Annotated in this window: 16 protein-coding genes; 5 read left to right on the top strand and 11 right to left on the bottom strand. The window is 70.5% G+C overall.

Annotated features, from left to right (window positions below; translation table 11 throughout):
• Positions 1 to 109: 109 nt before the first annotated feature.
• The gene (locus ACFQ9V_RS05595; protein WP_382458177.1) at positions 110 to 1,090 is read left to right on the top strand and encodes a malate dehydrogenase; all 981 of its coding nucleotides are present in this window, start codon (positions 110 to 112) and stop codon (positions 1,088 to 1,090) included.
• A gap of 68 nt (positions 1,091 to 1,158) precedes the next feature.
• Here ACFQ9V_RS05595 and ACFQ9V_RS05590 read toward each other — a convergent pair whose 3' ends face one another.
• The 8 genes from ACFQ9V_RS05590 to melA form a co-directional block, all read right to left on the bottom strand.
• A complete protein-coding gene (locus tag ACFQ9V_RS05590; protein WP_382458176.1) occupies positions 1,159 to 3,279 on the bottom strand; it encodes an acyl-CoA dehydrogenase in 2,121 nt (706 codons plus the stop codon).
• Positions 3,280 to 3,479: 200 nt separating this feature from the next.
• On the bottom strand, positions 3,480 to 3,932 hold the full coding sequence (locus tag ACFQ9V_RS05585) for a DapH/DapD/GlmU-related protein (RefSeq protein ID WP_382458175.1): 453 nt from the start codon (positions 3,930 to 3,932) through the stop codon (positions 3,480 to 3,482).
• 147 nt (positions 3,933 to 4,079) lie between these two features.
• The gene (locus ACFQ9V_RS05580) at positions 4,080 to 5,870 is read right to left on the bottom strand and encodes a glycoside hydrolase family 3 protein (RefSeq protein ID WP_382458174.1); all 1,791 of its coding nucleotides are present in this window, start codon (positions 5,868 to 5,870) and stop codon (positions 4,080 to 4,082) included.
• 103 nt (positions 5,871 to 5,973) lie between these two features.
• Positions 5,974 to 6,852 carry a carbohydrate ABC transporter permease gene (locus ACFQ9V_RS05575; protein ID WP_382458173.1) on the bottom strand — a complete coding sequence of 293 codons (879 nt, stop codon included), beginning with the start codon at positions 6,850 to 6,852 and terminating at the stop codon, positions 5,974 to 5,976.
• A gap of 8 nt (positions 6,853 to 6,860) precedes the next feature.
• Positions 6,861 to 7,820, bottom strand: a complete 960-nt coding sequence (locus ACFQ9V_RS05570) for a carbohydrate ABC transporter permease (protein WP_382458172.1) — start codon at positions 7,818 to 7,820, stop codon at positions 6,861 to 6,863.
• Between the two features lie 19 nt (positions 7,821 to 7,839).
• On the bottom strand, positions 7,840 to 9,192 hold the full coding sequence (locus ACFQ9V_RS05565) for an ABC transporter substrate-binding protein (protein WP_382458171.1): 1,353 nt from the start codon (positions 9,190 to 9,192) through the stop codon (positions 7,840 to 7,842).
• A gap of 34 nt (positions 9,193 to 9,226) precedes the next feature.
• Positions 9,227 to 10,126: an SIS domain-containing protein gene (locus ACFQ9V_RS05560; protein ID WP_382458170.1), complete on the bottom strand. Its 900-nt coding sequence runs from the start codon at positions 10,124 to 10,126 to the stop codon at positions 9,227 to 9,229.
• A 125-nt stretch (positions 10,127 to 10,251) separates the two neighbouring features.
• Entirely contained in the window at positions 10,252 to 11,580 is a 1,329-nt protein-coding gene (melA, locus tag ACFQ9V_RS05555) for an alpha-galactosidase (RefSeq protein ID WP_382458169.1), read from the bottom strand.
• Positions 11,581 to 11,694: 114 nt separating this feature from the next.
• Between melA and ACFQ9V_RS05550 the strand changes: the two genes are divergently transcribed.
• On the top strand, positions 11,695 to 12,507 hold the full coding sequence (locus tag ACFQ9V_RS05550; RefSeq protein ID WP_382458168.1) for a DeoR/GlpR family DNA-binding transcription regulator: 813 nt from the start codon (positions 11,695 to 11,697) through the stop codon (positions 12,505 to 12,507).
• Between the two features lie 30 nt (positions 12,508 to 12,537).
• Here the strand turns inward: ACFQ9V_RS05550 and recQ are convergent, their stop codons facing one another.
• Positions 12,538 to 14,538, bottom strand: a complete 2,001-nt coding sequence (recQ, locus tag ACFQ9V_RS05545; protein ID WP_382458167.1) for a DNA helicase RecQ — start codon at positions 14,536 to 14,538, stop codon at positions 12,538 to 12,540.
• Positions 14,539 to 14,723: 185 nt separating this feature from the next.
• On the opposite strand from recQ, the gene ACFQ9V_RS05540 reads away from it, so the two are divergent.
• Complete coding sequence (locus ACFQ9V_RS05540; protein WP_382458166.1) at positions 14,724 to 15,569, top strand: EamA family transporter; 846 nt, start codon at positions 14,724 to 14,726, stop codon at positions 15,567 to 15,569.
• Between the two features lie 58 nt (positions 15,570 to 15,627).
• A complete protein-coding gene (locus tag ACFQ9V_RS05535; protein WP_382458165.1) occupies positions 15,628 to 17,181 on the top strand; it encodes an amino acid permease in 1,554 nt (517 codons plus the stop codon).
• A 104-nt stretch (positions 17,182 to 17,285) separates the two neighbouring features.
• Here ACFQ9V_RS05535 and ACFQ9V_RS05530 read toward each other — a convergent pair whose 3' ends face one another.
• Together ACFQ9V_RS05530 and ACFQ9V_RS05525 are read right to left on the bottom strand one after the other, a co-directional pair.
• A complete protein-coding gene (locus ACFQ9V_RS05530; protein WP_382458164.1) occupies positions 17,286 to 17,747 on the bottom strand; it encodes a MarR family winged helix-turn-helix transcriptional regulator in 462 nt (153 codons plus the stop codon).
• Positions 17,731 to 19,473, bottom strand: a complete 1,743-nt coding sequence (locus ACFQ9V_RS05525; protein ID WP_382458163.1) for an MFS transporter — start codon at positions 19,471 to 19,473, stop codon at positions 17,731 to 17,733. The genes ACFQ9V_RS05530 and ACFQ9V_RS05525 overlap by 17 nt, the downstream gene beginning before the upstream one ends.
• A gap of 279 nt (positions 19,474 to 19,752) precedes the next feature.
• On the opposite strand from ACFQ9V_RS05525, the gene ACFQ9V_RS05520 reads away from it, so the two are divergent.
• A complete protein-coding gene (locus ACFQ9V_RS05520; protein WP_382458162.1) occupies positions 19,753 to 21,876 on the top strand; it encodes an NPCBM/NEW2 domain-containing protein in 2,124 nt (707 codons plus the stop codon).
• The last annotated feature ends 59 nt before the right edge of the window (positions 21,877 to 21,935 follow it).

Genomic DNA, 21,935 nt, shown 5'->3' with positions numbered 1-21,935 from the left:
GACAAGAGAGACCTCCGTGAACTCGAGGGAACCTAGACAGCTCCAACTCGACTCCGGAGGTCTCTCCTCTGTCAACAACGATCCGGGTCAGTACAGCTAGGCTCGCCGCATGAGCACCCCCGTGACCGTCGCCGTCACCGGCGCCGGTGGACAGATCGGCTACGCCCTCCTCTTCCGCATCGCCTCCGGGCAGCTGCTCGGGCACGACGTGCCGGTGCGGCTGCGGCTGCTGGAGATCCCGGCGGGGCTCGGCGCCGCCGAGGGGACCGCCCTGGAACTCCAGGACGGCGCCTTCCCGCTGCTGCACGGTGTCGACGTGACCGACGACCCGCGCGCGGCCTTCGACGGCGCGAGCGTCGCCCTGCTCGTCGGCGCCCGGCCGCGCACCGCCGGGATGGAGCGCGCCGACCTCCTGGAGGCCAACGGCAGCATCTTCGGCCCGCAGGGCGCCGCGCTCAACGACGTCGCCGCCGACGACGTGCACGTGCTCGTCGTCGGCAACCCCGCCAACACCAACGCGCTGATCGCCAGCGCGCACGCGCCGGACATCCCCGCCGAGCGCTTCACCGCGATGACCCGGCTCGACCACAACCGCGCCGTCGCGCAGCTCGCGGCGAAGCTTGGCGTCCCGGTCTCCGCGATCGAGGGCGTCATCGTCTGGGGCAACCACTCGGCGAGCCAGTACCCCGACCTCAGCCACGCGACCGTGCACGGCCGGCCCGCGACCGAGCTGGTGGACGAGGGCTGGCTCGCGGAGGAGTACATCCCGCGGGTGGCCAAGCGCGGCGCGGAGATCATCGCGGTCCGCGGCTCCTCGTCCGCGGCCTCCGCGGCGAGCGCCGCCATCGACCACGTGCGCGACTGGGTGGACGGCACCGGCGAGCGCTGGACCTCCGCCGCGGTCGTCTCCGACGGCTCCTACGGCGTGCCGGAGGGCCTCATCTCGTCGTTCCCGGTGCGCGGCGTCGCCGGCCGCTGGGAGATCGTGCAGGGCCTCGCCATCGACGCCTTCTCGCGCGAGCGCATCGACACGTCCGTCGCCGAGCTCGTGGCCGAGCGCGACGCCGTCCGCGCCCTCGGCCTCCTCTGACGCCATCTACCTGACAGGACACGCCGCCTCGCGAGCTCGCGAGGCGGCGTGTCCTGTCAGTTCGTTGGTCAGCGGTGCTTCGTCGGCGCCTTCTCGGGAGTCGGGAGGGTGCCGTCGGCGCGGCGGGCGGCGTAGTACGCCCGCGCCTCGGCCTGGCGCTCGGCCTCCGCGCCGCTCGCGATCTTCGCGCGCACAAGTTCAGGGCCGTACCCGAAGGCGTCGACCAGGTCGACCGCGTGCGGGCGGATGCGGGTCAGCAGCCGGTCGATGTACGCCGACACGGCCTGCGCGCGCTGCGGCGAGAGGCGGCCGTGGATGAGGTACCAGGCCAGGTGCTTCTCGATCAGCCCGAAGCCGAACAGATCGCGCAGCCAGGTCAGCACCTGCTTGGTGCCGGCGTCGGGAGCCTGCTCAAGAGCCTCGGTGAAGGCCTCCCACTGCAGCAGCTCGCCGTGGGCGCGGGCCGCCTCGATGAGCTCGTTCTGCTGCGAGTTGAACAGGTCGGCCGCGGCCTTCTTGCCCAGCTTGGAGGCCGGGCGCAGCCGTCCGCCGATCTCCGAGATCATCGTCTCGACGCGGTCGGTGAGCAGCTCGCGCTGGGTCGCGGACTCCTGCAGCCAGTTGACCGCACGCGCCGTGGAGCCGAAGTCGCGCACGGTCTGGCCGACGCTGCGCAGGCCCGAGCCGTGGTACGCCTTACCGGCCGCCTGCACCACGACGTACCGCGCGAGCGCCCCGGCGTCGGCCTTCGCGAACTTGCGGCTGAAGTCGGTCAGCAGGCGCTTGGCGACGAGCTGCAGGAGGACGTTGTTGTCGCCCTCGAAGGTCACCCAGATGTCGAGGTCCTGGCGCAGCGAGGTGATCCGGTTCTCGGTCAGGAAGCCCGCGCCGCCGCAGGCCTCGCGCGCTTCCTGGAGGGTCTCCAGCGCATGCCAGGTGCTGAGCGGCTTGAGCGCCGCCGCGATGGTCTCCAGGTCCTGGCGGTCCGCGTCGGTGTCGGTCTTGCCGCTGAACACGTCGTCGAACTTGTGCAGGAACATCTCGTGCGCGAAGCTCCCCGCGTACGTGGTGGCCAGCAGCGGGAGCAGCCGGCGCTGGTGGCGCTGGTAGTCGAGCACGACCTCCTCGTCGGTGTCGCTGCCCGCGGTGAACTGGCGGCGCTGGTCGCCGTAGGTCAGCGCGATCTTCAGGCCGATCTTGGCCGCGATGGTCGCCGAGCCGTCGAGCGAGACGCGGCCCTGGACGAGCGTGCCGAGCATGGTGAAGAAGCGGCGGCCCGGGCTGGAGATCGAGGAGCTGTAGGTGCCGTCCTCCGCGACGTCGCCGTAGCGGTTGAGGAGGTCGGTGCGCGGGATGCGGACGCCGGTGAAGTGCAGCCGGCCGTTGTCGATGCCGTTGAGGCCGCCCTTCTGGCCGTCGTCCTCGCCGCCGATCCCGGCCAGGAAGTCGCCGTTCGCGTCGCGGATCGGCACGTAGAAGGCGTGCACGCCGTGGTTGACGCCCTTGGTGACGAGCTGTGCGAACACGACCGCGGCGGTGGCGTCGACCGCCGCGTTGCCGAGGTAGTCCTTCCACGCCCCGCGGAACGGGGTGTCGAGGACGAAGTCCTTCGTCTCCGGGTCGTAGGTCGCGGTGGTCGCGATCGCGGCGACGTCCGAGCCGTGGCCGGTCTCCGTCATGGCGAAGGCGCCGGGGACGTCGAGCGACATGATCGCCGGGAGGTAGGTCGTGTGGTGGTACTCCGTGCCGAGGTGCAGCACGGCCGCTCCGAACAGGCCCCACTGCACGCCGGACTTGATCTGGAGCGACGGGTCGGCCGCGACGAGCTCCTCGAACGCGGCGATGTTGCCGCCGTGGTCCTCCATGCCGCCGACCGCCTTCGGGAAGGCGCGGTGCACCTGGCCGTGGTCGACCAGCAGCTTGAGCTGCCCGAAGACGCGCGTGCGGTGGTCGGCGACGGACAGGCCCTCCACCTTCTGCATCTCGGGCTGCGAGGAGAGCGCGCGGGAGGCCAGGCGGACCTCCGCCCAGGTGCCGAGGAGCTGGCGGCCCAGCGCCTCCACGTCGACGTGCGGCGCGGCGCCGGCCGGAGCGGTCGCGGCTGCTGCTGCGGCCGCTTCGTTCTCGGCCGCGTCGACGACGGGGGTGGTGCGGGGCTTCTCGGGTGCGCGCTCTGCGGTGTCAACCATGAGTGTCCTCTTCGATGTCTCGGGGTCATCGTCACGCTACGACCGGGCGGCGACCAGGAGAAACCGTCGGTGCGGAGGCGACAAAAACGGCCCGCGAGGTCCGCGGGCCGTTTGTGGGAAGCTCCAAATCGCCGTCCCGAACGTCATCGGGTATGGACAAGACGGGCCGGTGGTTGTTACGGGCTCACGCCGGTAACGCCTCAGGCGGCCCGGCGGGTCGGGCGCGCCTCGCGGGGCAGCGACGCGAGGGCCGCGCGCGCGGCGGACGCCCCGCGCAGCTCGATGACGGTCCCCGGCGCGAGCTGGTCGTCGCGGTCGACGCGGGCGCCGTTGCCGATCATGGCGTTCTCGCCCACCTTCACGTTGCTGCCGATGCGCACGCCGCTGCCGATGACGCAGCCCTTGCCGATGTGGACGTTGGCGCCGACGAAGGTGCGGTCGCCGATCGTCGCGCCGGAGTCGATCCAGCTCCCTGCGCCGATGTAGGCGTCCAGCCCGACGCGGGCGTCGGCCTCCACGTAGGCGGTCGGCTCGATGCGGGCCGAGTCGGCCACGCGAGCTGTGGGAGAGACGAGTCCCTTGCCGTTCGCGTGCCGCCTGTACTTGATGATTGCGCCGGTCTCGTCCTCGAGTTCTTCTATCCTGCGTGCCACTTCATCCCTCCTTCGAGATCGTCGCGAGATTATGCCACCTGACATAACCGTGAACGGGGGTGAAAGATTCCCTGATCGCCCCACGGAACGGGGACTGTACGCCTGTGATCCGGGGGCGACCAGGGGGGATGCTTGGAACTTGCCGAGCTAGTAGCTCAGGCCGTGGCCGAAGCGGAACAGCGGGTCGGCGGTGTCGAACGGCACATCCGGGCGGTTCTCGAGCACGGCGGCCATCGACGACGGCAGGTCCATCGGGAGGCGGCCCTGCGGCGCGGCCTCCCCGAACAGCACATCGAGCAGGGCCGCGGAGCTCGCACCGAAGTCGGCCGCGAGGGCGCGCACCTCGCCCGCGAACGGCGTGAGGATGGCCGGGCGGTCGAGGAACACCTCCAGCACGGTCGGCACCGCGCGGGCGATGGCGAGCACCTCGTCCACCGTCTCCTGCGCGAAGTCGAGCGATCCGGCGTGGAAGAAGTTCTCGAACATCGTGGAGCGCTGCTCGTACGGCGCGTGCAGGCGCACCAGCGCGACGTCGGCCTCCTCCGGGGTGGCGACGACCGTCGCGTAGCCGGCAACGGCCTCCGGGTCGAAGCCGTGCACGAACACCTTCGCACCGCGGGCGAGCGGGAGGACGCCCTCGTTCTTCAGCAGGGTCACCGAGGCGCGCTGCGCGGCCTCCCCCGCCGCGACGAAGGCCGCGCTGCCGACCACCGCGGCCGCGCGGGCCGGGTCGACGGTCGGCGCGTCGAAGAGGCCGAGGCGGAACTTCTCGCGCAGCAGGCGGCGCGCCGAGACGTCCAGGCGCTCCTCCGCCAGGTCGCCGCTGCGCACGAGCTCGATGAGGAGGCCGGGGATGGCCTCCCCGCCGAACTGGTCGGCCCCGGCGTCCAGGATCTTCTGCATCCGCTCGCGCGTCGACAGGTGCTCGACGCCCCAGGCGCGGGCCGGGAACAGCTGGCCGCCGATCTCCGCGTCGGTGAGCAGCCCCCAGTCGGTGCACACGATGCCGTCGAAGCCGTAGCGCTCGCGCAGCAGACCGGTGACGACGGACTTGTTGAAGCCGAAGCCGACCTCCTCGTACTCGGTGCCGACCGGCATCCCGTAGTACGGCATGATCTGGCTGGTGCCGGCCTCGAACGCGGCCTCGAACGGCTTCAGGTGCGTCTCGAACGCGCCGCCCGGATAGACCTGCTCGCGCCCGTACGGGAAGTGCGGGTCCTCGCCGTCCTTCTGCGGACCGCCGCCGGGGAAGTGCTTGGTCATCGTCGCCACGGAGTCCGGGCCGAGCTCCGCGCCCTGGAAACCGCGGATGTACGCGGCGCCGAGCCGGGAGGTGAGGTCCGGGTCCTCGCCGAAGGTGGCGACCTGGCGCGCCCAGCGCGGCTCGGTCGCGAGGTCGATCTGCGGGTGCAGGGCGACCCGGATGCCGACCGCGGTGTACTCCTGACGAGCGATGTCGGCGAAGCGCTCCACGAGCTCCTCGTCGCCGATCGCGGCGAGCCCGAGCGTCTCCGGCCACTGCGAGAACGGGCCGGCCATGATCGCGGCGCCGGGGTTGTCGCTGAACGAGTGACGCGGGTCGGTGGAGAGCGTGACCGGGATGCCGAGGCGGGTGCCCGCCGCGACCTCCTGGATGCGGTTGTGCCACTCGGCCATCTCGGCGGCCGAGCTGGCGGCGCCGAAGACGTTGAAGTGCGACATGTGCCGGTCGCGGATCATCTCGGCGCTGTCCGCGATCCCGAACAGCGGGTTCGGGCCGGCGACCGTGCCGCCCTCGCCGATGGTGATCATGGTCTGGAAGAACAGGCCGGCCTTCTCCTCCAGGGTCATCTGACCGAGCAGGTTCTCGACGCGCTCGTCGAGCGGGAGGCCCGCGTCGCGGTAGCGCGGGTCGACGGGGAGGTCGGCGGCGGTCTCGGTGGTGGTCGTGTCGGTCATTCGCACTCCTTCGGGCGTCACGGGTTGACGGTTCCGATCATAAACCGACTGCTGCTTGGTTTTTCCCGTGAGTCTCGCGTGCCGCCCCCTCCAGCGCGCGCGCTCAGCCCTTGAGTCCGGAGAACGTCATGGTTGCGATGAAGTGCCGCTGCGCGAACAGGAAGAACAGGATGAGCGGCAATGTGGCGACGACGTTGCCCGCCATGATCAGACTCCAGTCGGTCTGGTGCGTGCCCTGGAAGTTCGCGATGCCGAGCTGGAGGGTGAACGCCTGCTGGTTGTTGATCGCGATGAGCGGCCAGACCAGGTCGTTCCAGGCGCCCAGCAGGGTGAAGATCGCGAGCGTCGCGAGGGCCGGCCTGGCCAACGGGAGCACGATCCGGAAGAAGATCTGCCAGCGGTTGCAGCCGTCGATCGCCCCGGCCTCCTCCAGCTCCACCGGGAGGGAGAGGAAGAACTGCCGCATGAGGAAGATGCCGAACGCAGTCGCCAGCCACGGCACGATCGCCGCTCCCAGCCCGTTGAGCAGGCCGAGGGTCGCGAACAGGATGTACGTGGGGATCATCAGCAACTGCGTCGGGATCATGATCGTCGCGAGGATCATCAGGAACCCGAAGTTGCGTCCGGCGAACTTCAGTCGGGCGAAGCCGTAGCCGGCGAGCGAGCAGAGCACCACGTTGGACACGATCGCGGTCGTCGAGACGATGACGGTGTTGCCGAGCCACAGCATGATGTCGGTCGTGCCGAACAGCTTGGTGTAGCCGTCCAGGGTGAAGTGCGACGGGAAGAACGGCGGCGGGAAGGCCACCAGCTCCTTCGCCGGCGAGAACGACGCCAGCGTCATCTGCAGGAAGGGCACCAGGAACAGGATCGCGATCGGGAAGAGCACGAAGTGCCAGCCGCTGAGCCGGCGCCTCCTCCGTCCGCGGTCGCCGGTCTGCGCGGCCACCCGCTCGGTCGCCGAGGAAACCTGGTCGAGCACGCTGACCATCAGATGGCCTCCGATCCCCGGCGCCGCGAGTACAGCACGACGCCGATCGTGATGACCAAGGTGACCGCGAACAGCACGTAGGCGGCGGCCGAGCCGTAGCCGAACTGCAGCGCGTGGAACGCCTTGTCGTAGAGGAAGTACACGATCGTCTCCGTCGCGTTCAGTGGGCCGCCCTTCGTCGTCGTGTAGACGAGGTCGAAGAGCTGGATGGCCTCGATGGTCTGCCAGATCGTCACGAACACGGTCACCGGCGCCAGCTGCGGCCAGACGATCCGCCAGAAGGTCTGCCAGCGGTTCGCGCCGTCGATGCGGGCGGCCTCGATCAGGTCGGCCGGCACATCCTGCAGCGCGGCGAGGTAGATCACCGTCGTGAACGCCGCGGCGCCCCACAGCGACATGATCGCGATGACCAGCATCGCCTGGTGCGGGTCGTCCAGCCAGCCCTGCTGCGGCAGGCCCAGCACGCGGAGCACGTTGTTGACGAGTCCGAACTGCGCGCTGAACAGGTACGTCGACAGGATGCCGGTCGATGCAGCGGAGGCCACGAACGGGACGAAGATGGCGGTCCGGTAGAAGCCCATCCAGCGGATCCGCCGGTTGAGCGCGACGGCGAGGAACAGTCCGAGCAGCACGGAGGCCGGCACGAACAGGAGGGTGAAGCCGACCGTGTTGAGCACGGCGTTCCCGAATTCGGCGTCGCTCATCAGGTTCGCGTAGTTCTGGCCTCCCACCCAGGTCGCCGGGCTGAAACCGTTCCAGTTCTGGAACGACAGCACGAACGCCCACAGCGCCGGGAAGATCGAGAGCCCCAGGATGATGACGGTCGCCGGGGCGACGAAGCCCCAGCCGGTGAGGGCTCGCGTCAGGCCCTGCCTGCGACGGTAGCGACGACTGCGCTGCGCGCCGTCCGGAGTCCGCCGCGCCGGGATCCCGGAGCGGGGGACGGTGGTGTCTGCCATGACCAGATCCTCGGCGTTCCTACTTCTTCGCCTGGGCGTCGGCCGTCTTGGCGGCCTCGTCGAGCGCCGCGGCCGGCTCGCCCTGGCCCTGCAGGACCTCCGAGATCGCCTTGCCGATCGCGACCGAGAGGGAGGCGTAGCTCTGGGTGGTCGGGCGCGTCTCCTTCACGTTCTTCGAGTTGGCGACGAAGACGTCGTAACCGGGGTACTGCGCGGTCTGCTGCTGCACCGCGGTCGACGACGCCTCGGACGACCGCAGCGGGAGGTTGCCCTGCGCCACGTTGAAGCGCTCGTCCTGCGCTGCGGACGTCAGCCACTGCGCGAACTGGGTGGCCCAGTAGGCGCGGTTCTTGTCGTGGTGGTCGAACAGCGCCCAGATGTCCGGGCCGGACACGGTCTGGTGGTCGCCCTTCGTGCCGGGGAGCTGGACGACGCCGTACTTGGTGCCGCCGGTCTTCAGGTCGGAGAGCTCCCACGGGCCGGAGGTGATCATCCCGATGCGGTTGCTGACGAACAGCTGGCCGAACTTCTCATCGGTCTGGTCGAGGTAGACGCTCTTGTCGTCGACGGCCATCGACCGCAGGAAGGTCAGGGCGTCGTCGCCGGCGGTCGAGTGGAACGCCGCTGTGCCGTCGCTGTTGAGGATGGAGCCGCCGTTCTGCCAGAGGTGCGGCCAGAACTGCCAGGTGGTCTCCTCGCTGCCCGACACCGAGTAGCCGTAGCCGTAGATGTGGTTCGCGGTGTCCGTGAGCTTCTTCGCTGCGGCCCGGAAGTCGTCCCAGGTCCAGTCGGCGGTCGGATAGGCGAGCCCGGCCTTGTCGAACAGGGTCTTGTTGTAGATGAGGCCGATGTTGTCCACGACGGCCGGGAAGCCGATGATCTTCGACCCGGACGGCTGAGCGGTGCCGCGTGCGGCGGCCGTGAACTCGTCCCAGTTCACGCCCGGCTTCTTCACGTCGGCGGAGATGTCGAGCGTGCGGCCCGACGCCTCCAGCTGTCCGGCCCAGGACCCGAACGCGTACGACATGTCGGGATACTGGTTGCCGGCGAACCCGGCGGAGAGCTTCTGCAGGAGGCCGTCGGTGGAGGACGCGCCAGGCGACATGTCGATGGTGACGTTGGGGTGCGCCTTCTCGAACTCCTTCGCGAGCCCTTCGATCGTCTTCTCTGCGGCGTCGGCCTGGCCCGACCAGACCTGGATGGTGACCTTGGCGGACGGGTCAAGGGTGGTCGCGCCCTGGGTGCCGCTGCAGCCGGCCAGCGCGACGAGCGCCGCGGTGGCGGTGAGGGCGACGGCGGTGCGGACGGCGGCGGTGCGGACGGTGCGGGCGGGGGCGGTGCGGTGGGGGTGCTTGCCAAATCGAGGTAGCATCATCGGTTCCTCTCGGGTTCTCTTCGGTCGCTGCTCAGCCGAGCACGATCGAGCGGGTCAGGTGTCGGGGTGAGTCGGGGTCGAGCCCGCGTCGCTCGGCGATCGCGACGGCCAGCCGTTGCGCGTTCGCGAGCTCGATGAGCGGGTCGGAGATGCTGGTCCGGACGGTCGCGCCTGTGTGCTCGATGTCCTCGACGAGGCTCGGCTCGCTGCGGCCGATGAGCCAGACCAGGGAGCGGTCGTCGGCGACGGCGAGCGGGCCGTGACGGTAGTCGAGGAGCGGATACGACTCCGCCCACGCCTGCGCGGCCTCGCGGATCTTGAGTGCGGCCTCCTGGGCGAGCCCGTAGGTCCAGCCGCTGCCGAGGTAGACGAAGTGTTCGAGAGCCGTCGTGTCGATGCCGAGCGGGCGGGCGAGCGCGGCCTCGGCCTCGTCGGGGAGGCCGCTGACGTCCTCCCCGAACGCGGAGCGCGCCAGCACGAGGAACGTGGTCGGGAACCGGGTCTGGACGACGGACTCCTCATCGGCGAAGTCCAGCAGCAGCACGTCGTCGGCGCGCTCGGCGACGGGCGAGTCGGCGACCCCGGTGACGGCGATGGTGCGCACGCCCTCCGGGAGGCCGTCCATCGCCTCGATCGCCTCGGTGGTGGTTCCCGAACGGCTCAGGATCACGACGGCGTCGTAGTCGCGCCACGGCCAGGGCTCCGACGCGTACGCCGCGTCGGTGATCCCGAATCCTGACTGCTCGCGCAGCGCCGCGAACGACTCGGCGACGAAGGCGGAGGTGCCGCAGCCGAGCACGAGCACACGCGCTCCGGGGAGGGTCAGGAGCTCTCGGGCCCTGTCGGCGTGCCGCTCGAGGGCTTCGCGCCAGACGGCGGGCTGGCTGGCGATCTCACGGGAGGTCAGGGTCTCGCGGGGGGTCGGTGTCACTGGGTACTCCTGGTCGGGTATCGCGGGACGAGCAGCATCGCTCGTCACGCTGGGATTCATCTTTGGTTGCCAGTGAGCGTTTGACAACGAGATTGCTCGAATCGCTCACTCATAGTGATCGTTATTTACAGATTCCTAGAAAGCGTGTCCGACGCCAGCGTGCCGCCGAGGGCGACGGGCAGGCGGGAGGCATGGCGTGCGGTGAGCTCGTCGCAGAGCGCCCAGAGCTGCTCGGGCGTCAGGGACGAGCTCGCGTTCGGATCGGCCAGCACGGCGCGGCGGACGAGCGCGGGGTCGCCGGTCCGTGCGGCCTCCACTGCGAGCTCGGCGACCGAGAGATAGCTGCGGTTCAGCGCCGCGCCCTGGCTCGGGATGTCGCCGAAGGGAAGCGGGTGCACGCCGTCGGCGTCGACGCGGCTCGGCACCTCGACGATGGCACCCTCCGGCAGGTTGCCGATCAGTCCCCGGTTGACGACGTTGGCGTGGATGACGCGCTCGGTGCCGGTGAGGATCGAATGGATGACCTGCGGCGCGTACTCGGCCGCGCCCTCCTCGAGTTCCAGGGGCTCGCCTGCGGCGAGCGCGGCCTTCGCGTGCTCGAACTCGGCGACGTTCTCCTCCGAGATCCCGAGATACTCCAGCGGTCGCAGCCGGAACCGTTCGATCTGCTCAGGCGAGCGGAGGAACCAGGAGAGGTACTCGGAGGAGTGCTCGCTGGTCTCCGTCGGGAAGAAGCCGATCCGCTCGAAGATCTCGACGCGCACCCGGCGGCGCAGCTCGGGGTCGCGCTCGATCGCCTCCCGCAGCAGCGGGTAGAGGTCTTCGCCATCGCGGGACCACTCGACGAGCCACGCCTGGTGGTTGACCCCCGCTGCGCGGTAGTGGGTGCCCTCCAGGGGGACGCCGATGAGCTCGCAGAGGTCGTGCACCGTCCAGTACACGCTGTGGCAGAGGCCGACGGTGTTGATGGAGGGAGCGACGACCGACATCCACCAGACGTTCATCGCCATCGGGTTGGTGTAGTTGAGGAACCAGGCATCGGGGCAGAGGTCGAGCATGTCCGCGGCGATTCCGGAGAGCACGGGGAAGGTGCGCAGCCCGCGGAAGACCCCGCCGACACCCGTCGTGTCGCCGATCGTCTGGAGCAGACCGGCGGCGGCCGGGACCTCCAGGTCGATGCGGGTGGCGTCGATCCCGCCGACCTGGATCATGTTGATGACGAAGTCGGCGCCGGCGAGCGCCTCGCGGCGATCGAGGGTGGCGACGACCTCGGCCGTCCTCCCGAACCGCGCCGCCACCTGTTCGGCGGTGCCGCTCGCCACGGCGAGGCGTTCGGCGTCGATGTCGTGGAGCACGATGCGGAGGGGCGGGAGGTCGTCGAAGCGGAAGAGGTCGGCGAGCAGCTGGCGGGTGAAGACGACGCTGCCCGCACCGAGGAAGACAATCTGTGGCATGGGCCGATTTTGCGATAGCGTGTTCGTTCTGTGCAAGAAACTGAGCGAATTACCGCTAAAGTGCTCATCAGTACTGATCACATTGCCCACGAACCGCTGGAAAGGACACCCGCAATGGTCGCTCCGTCCGCCGAATCCGTGATCGCCCGCGTCAGCTCCGGCCGCCGCGCCCGGCGCATGCTGGAGATCCTCGAGCTCGTGTCGGAGCGCGGATCGATCAGTCTCTCCGAGCTCGCGGACACGCTGGACATCTCCGCGCCGACCGCCCGGCGCGACCTCGCCGACCTGGCCGACCAGCAACTGCTGCTGCGCACGCACGGCGGCGCGACCGTCCTGGAGCGTGGCCAGGAGCTCCCGGTCGCCTTGCGGGACACCCGGTTCCAGGAGGCCAAACGCGCCATCGCGAAGGCCATGGTCGCGCGCCTCCCCTCGGAACGCCACGTCGTCGCGCTCAGCGGCGGCACCACCACAGCGAGTGTTGCCCGCGCGCTGGCGAACCATCGCGACATCGCGGTCGTCACCAACTCGCTGACGATCGCCAACCTCCTCTCGGGCTTCGCCGGCGTGCGGGTCGTGATGACCGGCGGCTTCCTGCGCCCGCAATCGCTCGAACTGGTCGGCGCGATCGCCGAGAACACCTTCAGCGCGGTCAACGTCGGCACGGCGATCCTCGGCGCCGACGGGATCAGCGTCTCGTCGGGAGTCACCACCTACGACGAGACCGAGGCGCGCACCAATCGTGCGATGGTGGCGAAGGCCCAGCGCACCGTCGTCGTCGCCGACGGCTCCAAGATCGGCAACGTCGCCCTCGCCCCGATCGCCGACCTCCAGCAGGTCGCGCTGATCATCACTGACAGCTCGGCCGACCCGGAGGAGCTGGGCCGGCTGCGGGCCGCGGGCGTGGAGGTCGTGGTCGCGGACGCCTGAGGTGGCCTTCGGAGCGTTTGACCGGCCGGCTCAGGCGCCCGCCACGACCTCCAGCAGCGCCTCCCCGTAGGTCTCCTTCTTCTTCGCGCCGATGCCGCTGATGCCGTCGAGGTCGGCGAGCGTCGCGGGCCGGGCGGACGCGACCGCGCGCAGCGTTGCGTCGCCGAAGACGATGTAGGCGGGGACGCCCTGCGTCTTCGCCTCGCCTGCACGCCAGGCGCGCAGCGCCTCGAAGAGGCCGGCGTCGGCCGGTGCCAGGTCCGAGGGCGCCGCCGACCGGCCGCCGCGGGAGGAGCGGGCCGGGCGCTCGGGTTCGCGGCGCAGGACGACCTCCCGGCCGCCCGACAGCACTTCGGCGCTGGCGGGGGTCAGCGCGAGGACGCCGTACTCCCCCTCGGGCTTCAGCAGTTCCTGGGCGATGAGCTGGCGCACCACGCCGCGCCATTGGCTCTCGCCGAGGTCGTCGCCGATGCCCCAGGTGGCCAGCCCGTCGTGGCCGTACTGGTCGACGCGCGGGGTGCGCTTGGCGCGCAGGATGTCGATGAGGTGCCCTGCACCGAAGCGCTGGTTGCGCTCGCGCTGCAGCCGGACCACTGTCGAGAGCAGCTTCTGGGCCGGCACGGTGCCGTCCCAGGTCTCGGGCGGCGTGAGGCAGGTGTCGCAGTTGCCGCAGGGCGTCGCGCGCTGGCCGAAGTAGTTCAGCAGGTTCACGCGACGGCACTGCACCGTCTCGCAGAGCGCGAGCATCGCGTCCAGGTGCTGCGTGAGGCGCCGGCGGTGCGCGAGGTCGCCGGGGGAGTCGTCGATCATGCGGCGCTGCTGCACGACGTCCTGCAGGCCGTACGCGAGCCAGGTGGTCGACGGGAGGCCGTCGCGACCCGCGCGGCCGGTCTCCTGGTAGTACCCCTCGACCGACTTCGGGAGGTCGATGTGCGCGACGAACCGCACATCCGGCTTGTCGATGCCCATGCCGAACGCGATCGTGGCGACCACGATCACGCCGTCCTCGCGCAGGAACCGCGACTGGGTGCGGGCGCGGGTCTGGGCGTCGAGACCGGCGTGATATGGAAGCGCGGTGAGACCGCGGCCTGCCAGGAACTCGGCGGTGCGCTCCACGGAGTTGCGGGACAGCGCGTAGACGATGCCCGCCTCGCCGGGGTGCTCGCCGGTGATGAAGTCGAGGAGCTGCTTGCGCACCTCGACCTTGGGGACGATGCGGTACTGGATGTTCGGCCGGTCGAAGTCGGCGACGAAGTGCTCTGCGCTGTCGAGGCGCAGGCGCTCGGTGAGCTCGCGGTGGGTCGCCTCGGTCGCGGTGGCCGTCAGCGCGATGCGCGGGACGCCGGGCCAGCGGTCCGCCAACTCGGAGAGCGCCAGGTAGTCCGGCCGGAAGTCGTGGCCCCACTGCGAGACGCAGTGCGCCTCGTCGATGGCGAACAGCGCGACGCGGCCGCGCTCGAGGAAGCGCTTGGTCGCCTCGCTCGAGAGCCGCTCAGGCGCGACGTAGAGGATGTCGAGCTGACCGGTGAGGTAGGCCTGCTCGACCGCCGCACGCTGGCCGGCGTCCTGCGTCGAGTTGAGGAAGGCGGCACGCACGCCGACGGCGGTCAGCGCGTCGACCTGGTCCTGCATGAGCGCGATGAGCGGCGACACGACGACGCCCGTCCCCTCGCGCACCAGCGAGGGGATCTGGTAGCAGAGCGACTTGCCGCCGCCGGTCGGCATGAGCACGACGGCGTCGCCGCCCGCCACCACGCGGTCGATGATCTCCGCCTGCTGCCCGCGGAACGAGTCGTAGCCGAACACGGTGCGCAGGGCCTCCGCGGGTGAGGCGAAGCGCGCGGGCGTCGCCTGCGGGGTCCGCGGCGCGGCGACGGACCGGCCCTCCGAAGGAGCAGCCGGCGCGTCCGAGAACGGCACGTCCCCATACGGGTCGTCGCCGAAGTCGGGCAGCGGGGGCTCGGCGTCGAACGGCGGCTCGTCGAAGGGCGGCGCCTCCCGGTCGTCGGGCTCCCACGTGTTGCTGCTCATCCCTCGATCGTAACGACCGCCGCTGACCGCGCGTCCCGCTCCGCGAATCTGTGGAGAACTCACGCCGGCAACGCAGCAGTGGAGGACTAATCGGCCCGCAGAAGCGCCCTCCGCTACGATCGGCCCATGCGGACGCACCCACAGCCCGGCACCGCGTCCCTCCCCCACCCGGCGACGGCGGCCTGATGCCGGCCGCGATCCTCGGCCTGCTCAGCGCTCTCGTCTACGGCTCGGCCGACTTCGTCGGGGGCGTCGCCGCGCGCGCGATCGGCCCGCTGCGCACCACCGCCCTCGGCGCGGTCGGCGGCCTCGCGCTCCTCCTCGCCGCGCTGCCGTTCGTCGGCGGCGTCTGGTCGGCCGCCGCCCTCGGCTGGGGCGCGGCCTCCGGGGTCGTCGGCGCCGCCGCTGTCGCCCTGCTCTACGCCTGCCTCGCGATCGGGCCGATGAGCATCCTGTCGCCGTTGACGGCGCTGGTGTCCGCTGTCGTGCCGATGGTGTGGGGCCTCGCCGGCGGCGACCGGTTCGCCCCGATCGGCTACGTCGCGCTCGGCCTCGCTCTGGTCGCGGTCGTGCTGGTCGGCTTCGTCCCGGAGCGCGGCGCCGTGCGTCCCAGCGGCCGCGCGCTCGGGATGGCCGTCGCCGCCGGCGCGCTGATCGGCGTGTTCCTCATCATGCTCAACCAGACCCCCGCCGACTCGGGGCTCGTCCCGCTGGTCGCCAACCGCACGGTCAACGCGGCGATCATGTGGACCATCGTCGGCATCCTGGCCGTGCGCGGCTCCACCCGGCGGCTCACCCGGCCCGGCGTGCTGCTCGCGCTCGGCTCCGGGCTGCTGGACGCCTCCGCGAACGTGCTCATCCTGCTCGGGCTGCGGGCGGGCGACCTGACCACGATGGCCGTGCTCGTGGCCCTCTACCCGGCCGGCACGATCGTGCTGGCGGCGCTGGTGCTGCGCGAGCGGATCGCGCCCGTGCAGTGGGTCGGGCTGGTCCTCGCCGTGGCCGCCGCCGCCCTCCTCGCCGTCGCCTGAGGCCTGGCGGCTCCGCGGGCACACGGTACTGTGGGTCGCCGGACCACGGGAGGCGCCGATGACGCAGAACACACCGCACGACCCCGCAGACGACCTGGAGAACCGCCGCGAGCACCTGGGCGACCTGTCTCAGGCTGTGCAGGACTTCTCCAGCGAGCAGGAGGGCTACCACAAGGCGCTGTCGGCGCGGCAGCTCCAGATGATCGCGATCGGCGGGGCCATCGGCACCGGCCTCTTCCTCGGCGCGGGAGGCCGGCTCCAGCAGGGCGGCCCGCTGCTCGTCCTCGTCTACGCCGTCTGCGGATTCTTCGCGTTCCTGGTGCTGCGCGCGCTCGGCGAGCTTGTGCTGCACCGGCCGTCGTCCGGCTCGTTCGTCTCCTACGCGCGCGAGTTCTACGGCGAGAAGATGGCGTACGTCGCCGGCTGGATGTACTTCCTCAACTGGGCGATGACCGCGATCGTGGACTCCACGGCGGTCGCGCTCTACGTGAAGTACTGGCAGCTGTTCTCGTCGGTGCCGCAGTGGCTGCTCGCGCTGATCGCGCTGGTCGTGGTCGTGAGCCTCAACCTCATCTCGGTGAAGGTGTTCGGCGAGATGGAGTTCTGGTTCGCGATCATCAAGGTGGGAGCGCTGGTCGCCTTCCTCGTCGTCGGCATCATCGTGCTCTCCGCCGGCTGGCCGACCGACCAGGGACCGACCGGGCTCGCGATGCTCGCGCAGAATGGCTGGCTGCTCCCGCACGGCGTCGCCACGATCGGGATGGCGATCGTGCTCGTGCAGGGCGTCGTCTTCGCCTATGCGGGGGTGGAGCTGGTCGGCATCGCGGCCGGCGAGACCGAGAACCCGGAGAAGATCATGCCGCGCGCGATCAACAGCGTGGTCTTCCGCATCGCGGTGTTCTACTGCGGGTCGGTGCTCCTCCTCGCGCTGCTGCTCCCGGCGAGCGTCTACAGCGCCAACGAGAGCCCGTTCGTCACGTTCTTCAGCCACCTCGGCGGCCCGCAGCTCAGCGCGATCATCGGCTCGGTGATGAACTTCGTCGTGCTCACGGCCGCGCTGTCGAGCCTGAACGCCGGGATGTACTCGACCGGCCGCATCCTGCACTCGATGGCGCAGACCGGCGCGGCCCCCGCCTTCACGTCGCGGATGAATGCGCGCGGCGTGCCGTACGGCGGCATCCTGCTGACCGCGTCGATCGGCGTGCTTGGCGTCTTCCTCAACCTCATCGTGCCGGCGGAGGCGTTCAACATCGTGCTGAACGTCGCCTCACTCGGCATCGTGACGAGCTGGGCGATGATCATCCTCTGCCAGATGCAGCTCCGGCGCTGGTCGCTGCAGGGCAAGCTGGCGCGGCCGTCGTTCCGGCTGTTCGGGGCGCCGTTCACCGCGTACCTGACGCTGGCGTTCCTGGTGTCGGTGATCGTGCTGATGGCGTTCGACTATCCGACGGGCACGTACACGGTCGCGTCGCTGGTGATCATCATCCCGCTGCTGATCCTGGGCTGGTACGCGCAGCGCTCGCGCATCCTCGCCATCGCGCAGGCCCGCGAGGGCTACACCGGCGCCCACCCCGTCGTCGCCGCGCGCCGCCCCCGCCGCCCGCGCCCCTGACCCACCCGCCCCCTTCCGCGAGGGGCACGTTGTTGTCACTTCTGGGCGCGAAAAGTGACAACAACGTGCCCCTCGGCGGATGTAGGAGAAGGGAAGTGCGCGGGTCAGATGGTGAGGCGGGTGTGGGCGGCCTGCTCGAGGGCCGGGAGGGCGGCGCGGAGGGCGGCGACGTCCTCCGGGGCGAGCTCGGCGAGGATGGCCGCGACGGCTTGCGCGCGGTCGTAGCGCGCGGCGAGCAGGAGGTCGTTCCCGGCCTGCGTGCCCGACACGAAGAAGGACCGCCCGTCCGCCGGGTCGGGCGTGCGCTCGACGAGCCCGCGGGCCTCCAGGTCGGAGACCACGCGCGTGATGGTCGGCGCCGCCACGACCTCGATCGCGGCGATCTCGCTCGGCCGCAGCGGCCCGCGGCGCACGATCGTGGAGAGCGCCGAGAGCTGGCCGTGGCTGAGGCCTCCCGTGGCCGAGCGGATGCGGCGGTTCAGCCGTCCGACAGCCAGGGCCAGGCGGCCGGGGACGTCGTCGTCACCGGTCGTCGGCCGTCCGGAATGCTCACGCTCGTCCTGCACCGACTTCCTCGCCTTCCACAGCGACCGGCCGTGCGACTGCGACGGCCTCCTCATGAACATACTTGGATCCGCCGAGGAACGACGCGATCGCGCCGATGACCGACATCACGGCGGCGGCGATGAACACCACCACGAGCCCGTCGTGGAACGGTCCGGAGATGAGCTGAGGGAAGAACTCCTTGCCCGTCAGCGTCGCCGCGTCCACGTGCGGAGACTGCAGGAGGCCGGTCGGCCCGAGCAGGCTCGCGATCGGGTTGTAGCCGAGGAACGCCGCGAACAGGCTGCCGACCGGCGGGGTCGCGCCGACCTGCGCCGCGACGCTCTGCGGCACACCGTGCGAGGTCAGCCCGCTGGTGAGCGCGCCGGGCAGCGCAACGGACAGGCCCGCGATCATCAGCGAGAAGAAGATGCCGATGGAGAGCGAGCTTCCGGCGTTGAGGGCGACGCCCGCCATCCCGGAGGCGGCGCCGCGCTCGTTCGGCGGCACGCTGTTCATGATCGCCGTGCGGTTGGGCGACGAGAACAGGCCGGAGCCGATCCCATTCAGGCCGGTCAGCAGCGCGAACTGCCAGTACTCGAAGTTCACCGGGATGAGCAGGAGGCCGATGAAGGTGGCCGCCACGAGCAGCAGCCCGACCGTCGCGAACGCCCGCGACCCGTACCGGTCGGAGAGCGCGCCCGAGATCGGCCCGGCGATGAGGAAGCCGATCGTGATCGGCAGCATGTAGATGCCGGCCCAGAGCGGCGTGGACTCGTAGCTGTAGCCGTGCAGCGGCAGCCAGATCCCCTGCAGCCAGATGATCAGCATGAACTGGAGGCCGCCTCGCCCGATCGCCGCGAGGAAGCCGGAGAAGATGCCCGACGAGAACGCGCGGATCTTGAACAGCCGCATGTCGAACATCGGCGACGGCACCTTCAGCTCGATGACCACGAACGCGATCAGCAGCAGGATGCCTCCCACGATGGCGCCGAGCACCCACGGGTTGCCCCAGCCCTGCGTGCTGCCGCCGTAGGGCTGGATGCCGTAGGTGATCCCGGCGAGGAGGGCGGTCAGGCCGATGGCAAAGGTGACGTTGCCGAGCCAGTCGATGCGGCCGGGGTTCTTCTGGCCGACCTCGTGCAGCGACTTGAACGACCAGATGGTGCCGATGATCCCGAACGGGACCGAGACGAAGAAGACCGCGCGCCAGTCGATCTCGGCGAGCACGCCGCCGAGGATGAGGCCGATGAAGGAGCCGGCGATCGCGGCGACCTGGTTGAGGCCGAGCGCGAACCCGCGCTTGTTGGCCGGGAAGGCGTCGGTGAGGATCGCGGTCGAGTTGGCGAACAGCATCGCGCCGCCGACGCCTTGCACGAACCGCCAGGCGATCAGCCACATGGCGCCGGGCCCGCCCGAGAACGGGTCGAGGCAGAGCGCGATCGCGGCGACCGTGAAGATCACGAAGCCGAGGTTGTAGATCCGCACGCGCCCGTACTGGTCACCCATCCGGCCGAACATGACGACGAGGACGGCGGTGACGAGCATGTAGCCCATCAGCATCCAGAGCAGGTACGAGACGTTGCCCGGCTCCAGCGGGTTCAGCTTGACGCCGGTGAAGATGGCGGGCAGCGAGATGATGACGATCGAGGAGTTGATCGTCGCCATGAGCATGCCGAGCGTGGTGTTGGAGAGCGCCACCCAGCGATAGTGCGGGTGATCTTTGGTGAAGATGCCGGTGCGGGCCAAGAGAGTCCTTCGTGCGTTTCGTGTCGTGTGTCGTGGGTCGCCGGCCCAGGCAGGAGGTGCGCGCCGGAGCAGGGAGCGCGTCGGCGCGCTGATGATTTATATGCGTTAACTATATATCCGGTGGGGATGTTCCCCAACCTCCCGACCAGTCGGATCGTCGACTTGTCCAGGTATTCAGACGTCCGCTGCCTTCCGGCCTCCCCTCGCCGCGCGGTCTCATGGGGACAGCCCGGCGCTCGCCCGGGCGACGACGATCTGACGAAGAAGTCTGGAGCTTTCATGTTGACCAAACGCTTACTGGGGCTCGGCGTCGCGGCGCTGCTCGGCCTCACGGCGCTGACCACCACGGCGCTGCCGGCCGCCGCCGCGCCGAAGGCCGCCTCCGCACCGCGCGTGGCCGCCGCGGCGACGCCCGCGACCACCCCGGCGACCGCTCCGCTGGCCGCCACCCCGTACGCCGGCTGGAACACCTACTTCGGCCTCGGCGGCGACTACACCGCCACGCAGGTGCTCGACGTCGCCGACCACCTGGTCTCCAGCGGGCTCGCCAAGGCCGGGTACGACATCGTCTGGCTGGACGGCGGCTGGCAGGCCTCCACCCCGCGCGGCGCCGACGGCCTGCTGCAGGGTGACCCGGCGCGCTTCCCCCAGGGGATGGCCGCCCTCGCCGCCGCCATCCACGCCAAAGGGCTGAAGGCGGGCATCTACACCGACGCCGGTCCGTACATCCCCGGCTCGTGCGGTCTCGGCAGCTACGGCCACTACCAGACCGACGCCGACACGTTCGCCACGTGGGGCTTCGACGCGGTGAAGGCCGACTTCCTCTGCGGGATCACCGCGAACCTCGACCCGAAGACCGTCTACACGCAGTTCGCGGACGCGATCCGGCACAACAGCAGCGGGCGTCCGATGATCCTCAACATCTGCAACCCGGTGACCTCGCCCGACTGGGGCAACTACCCGCAGTCGCAGCAGTCGACGAACACGTGGAGCTACGCTCCGGCGATCGCGCAGTCGTGGCGCACCTACACCGACGTGGGCTTCGTGAACTCGATCAAGTACACCGACGTGCTCCGCAACTTCGACGCGAACGCGCGGCATCCGGAGGCCGCAGGCCCGGGCCACTGGAACGACCCGGACTACCTGGGCCCGCAGCTCGGGATGACGGACGAGGAGTTCCGCTCGCAGATGGCGCTGTGGTCGATGTCGGCCGCTCCGCTCGTCGTCGGCAGCGACCCGCGGACGTTCACGCCGACCACCGTCGCGACGCTCACGAACCCCGACCTCCTCGCGATCGACCGCGACCCGCTCGGCAAGCAGGCCGTGCGCGTCGGGGCGGCCGGCACGACCGAGACCTGGACCAAGCCGCTCGCCGACGGCTCGACCGCCGTCGCGCTGGTCAACCGGGGCGACACCCCCGCTGACATCGCGACGACCCCCTCCGCCATCGGCGTCGACGCGACCCGCGTGACCATCACGGACGCCTGGACCCACGCGCTCAGCGAGGCGAAGGGCAGCATCCGCTCCAGCGTCCCTGCGCACGGCGTGTCCGTGCTGATCGTGAAGAAGGGCACCGGTCAGCCGCAGAGCCCGCGGGTCCTGGCCGACGCACCGTCGTTCACCGCGGTGAACGGGACCGCGATCACGCCCACGGGCGACCTCCTCGCCGCGGCGGGGTCGAAGCTCGCGGTGACGGTCGCCGTGCGCAACGACGGCACCACCCCTGCCCAGTCGGCGACGGTGTCGCTCACGACACCGGCGGGTTGGACGAGCTCGGCGGACGGCGGACAGCAGCAGGTGATCGTCCCGGGCGGGACGACGACGGCCGGGTTCACCGTGACGGTCCCGGCCGGCACCCCGGTCGGAGCGTCCTCGATCGGCGCGGCCGTCTCGTTCTCCGGCATCCGGGGCGCGGTCACGGTCTCCTCGCCGGTCGCCACCGTGACCGTCGCGCCCGCGCCGCCGTCCGGCGCCGACCAGCCGCTCTCCCACCAGCCGTGGGTCTCGGCCACGAGCGGCTGGATGACCCCGGCGGTCGACCAGAGCGTCGGCGGCGGCAACCCGATCCGCGTCGCGGGCACCACGTACGCGACCGGGCTCGGCGTGGCCAGCCCGTCGGACATCCGCTATTACGTCGGCGGGGTCTGCACGCGACTGACCGGAACGGTCGGGATCGACGACGTGGTGAACAACGTCGGCCCGGGAGGCGGCACGGCGACGTTCTCGCTGGTCGCGGACGGCAAGACCGTCTGGGACAGCGGGGTCGTCACGCGCGGCCACGCGGTCGCCTTCGACGTGAACCTCACCGGCGCACGTGAGCTGGTGCTCCACGTCGGGGACGCCGGCGACGGCGGGTACAACGACCGCGCCGACTGGGCGGCTCCGTTGATCAGCTGCAGCTGATCGCCTGACAAGGAAGTAGGGGGCGTGCCGACGGCACGCCCCCTCTTCCTGTCAGTCCC

The sequence above is a fragment of the Leifsonia sp. NPDC056665 genome (assembly GCF_042791795.1).
Lineage (GTDB): Bacteria > Actinomycetota > Actinomycetes > Actinomycetales > Microbacteriaceae > Leifsonia.
The sequence above is the reverse complement of the archived record's forward strand: the minus strand, read 5'-3'. Positions and strand labels throughout refer to the sequence as shown.